The 1,650-nt window shown below is 40.0% G+C and carries 3 protein-coding genes and 1 pseudogene; all 4 read left to right on the top strand.

The window, feature by feature from the left end:
- Window positions 1–67 precede the first annotated feature (67 nt).
- Window positions 68–421 carry an IS630 transposase-related protein gene (locus WAZ74_RS02625; protein WP_422305511.1) on the top strand — a complete coding sequence of 118 codons (354 nt, stop codon included), beginning with the start codon at window positions 68–70 and terminating at the stop codon, window positions 419–421.
- A 13-nt stretch (window positions 422–434) separates the two neighbouring features.
- Window positions 435–578 (top strand): hypothetical protein, encoded by a 144-nt coding sequence (locus WAZ74_RS02620; RefSeq protein WP_422305509.1) that lies wholly within the window; start codon window positions 435–437, stop codon window positions 576–578.
- 79 nt (window positions 579–657) lie between these two features.
- Window positions 658–1,410: an IS5 family transposase gene (locus tag WAZ74_RS02615; protein ID WP_422305507.1), complete on the top strand. Its 753-nt coding sequence runs from the start codon at window positions 658–660 to the stop codon at window positions 1,408–1,410.
- A 16-nt stretch (window positions 1,411–1,426) separates the two neighbouring features.
- A pseudogene (locus WAZ74_RS02610) lies at window positions 1,427–1,650 on the top strand (transposase); the annotation flags it as partial.

The raw sequence follows: 1,650 nt of genomic DNA, 5'->3' as shown, positions 1-1,650 counted from the left end.
ATGTATAGTCAGTCTTTTATAAATAAGATACAATCGTTTTAAAACAAGTGAAATGGTATAAGAATATATGACCTATTCAGCAGACTTTCGAGCGCAAGTGATCAAAAGTGTTAAAAATAAAGACATGAGTATTCGAGAAGCGTGTATTTTCTACAATATTAGTAAAACTGCATTACAGCGCTGGTTGAAAAACCCAAGTATCAAACAAAATCGAAATAAACCACCCAGTAAAATACCGAATGACACGCTATTAAAAGATGTTGAACAGTATCCAGACGATTATATGTACGAGAGAGCACAGCGTTTAAATTGTAGCAAATCAGGTATTGAGATTGCCTTAAAACGCCTTGGTCTCAGTCAAAAAAAAGACCTTAGAACACCCAAAAGCCTGTCCAACCAAAAGAGCGGAATATCAGAGTAAGCTTGATCGTTTTATGAAGCAAGGCTATCCCATCGTTTTCATGGATGAAAGTGGCTTTGAGGCTGAAACCATCCGCCCTTACGGCTATGCACCCATTGGAACGCCTTGTATTGATAGCTACAACTGGCAGGCAAAAAAGCGTACTAGGGCGTGTTGAACATTGGCGACAAAGTGTTGGCAAAAAAAATAACGAACGTTTAATCTTTAAGTTCTCACACCAAAAGATCTCGTTCGCTATGCCTCGCACCATGCTCAAAGATGAACACTGGACCAGACTAAGACCTATCTTACTAGACCTGAATATTTATGACAAAGGAAATCTGAGACAGACAGTTGAAGGTATTCTGTATAGGATGCGCGTTGGTTGCCCTTGGCGTGACTTACCCGAGTATTTCGGTAAGCCCGATACCATCTACAAAGCTTACCAACGCTGGTTTCGCAGTAATAAGTTAATTCAACTATTTGCTTTGTTAGTCAAAGATTCAGACCTTGAATGGATCTTTATTGATGGTACTCATATTAAAGCGCATCAGCATAGCAGTGGCGGTAATGAGAACCTGCAAAGTATTAGCAAAAGTGTGGCAGGACGTGCGACTAAGATCCATTTAGCAGTTGATGCTCATGGTAACCCAATCACTTTTATTTTGTCAGATGGCACCACTCATGATGTGAAGATAGCACCAGACTTAATTGATAACATAGATTTGAGCGCAACAGTGACCGTATGCGCCGATAAGGGTTATGATTCTGAGGCGTTACGAGCGTATATTAAACAAGCAGGGACACGTGATAACATCCCTCGAAAACGAAACACGAAGTCCTCTAACGACCATATGGATTGGGACTTATACAAAGTCCGCCACTTAGTAGAAAACGCTTTCGCCAAACTAAAGAATTATAGAGCAGTTGCAACAAGATTTGATAAGCTCAAGCAGAGTTATGAGAATACGGTGGCGCTTGCTTGTGCTTATCTTTGGTTGAAATTATGAATGTTCAACACGCCCTAATGTCATCGGTGCTTTGTATGAAAAAATGCTGTTTGCGCTTGATTACTTTGAGCAGAATATTAATGGTGACATATTCTACCACTGGTGCAAGTTCACGCTCATTCCAAGCCTTAAAACCAAATGCGTAATTGTTATGGATAATGCTCGATTTCATAAAAACAAATGCATTCAAAAACTACTGAACAGACATGGCCATCGTATTCTATGGCTACCACCCTACAG

Source organism: Psychrobacter sp. (assembly GCF_049295055.1).
GTDB lineage: Bacteria > Pseudomonadota > Gammaproteobacteria > Pseudomonadales > Moraxellaceae > Psychrobacter.
Note: the sequence above shows the minus strand (reverse complement) of the source record. Positions and strands in the feature narration are given on the sequence as shown.

Bases quoted from the DNA above. Each gene is read 5' to 3' on its own strand.
- WAZ74_RS02615 (WP_422305507.1), top strand. From the start codon at position 658: ATGCCTCGCACCATGCTCAAAGATGAACACTGGACCAGACTAAGACCT.
- WAZ74_RS02625 (WP_422305511.1), top strand. From the start codon at position 68: ATGACCTATTCAGCAGACTTTCGAGCGCAAGTGATCAAAAGTGTTAAA.
- WAZ74_RS02620 (WP_422305509.1), top strand. From the start codon at position 435: ATGAAGCAAGGCTATCCCATCGTTTTCATGGATGAAAGTGGCTTTGAG.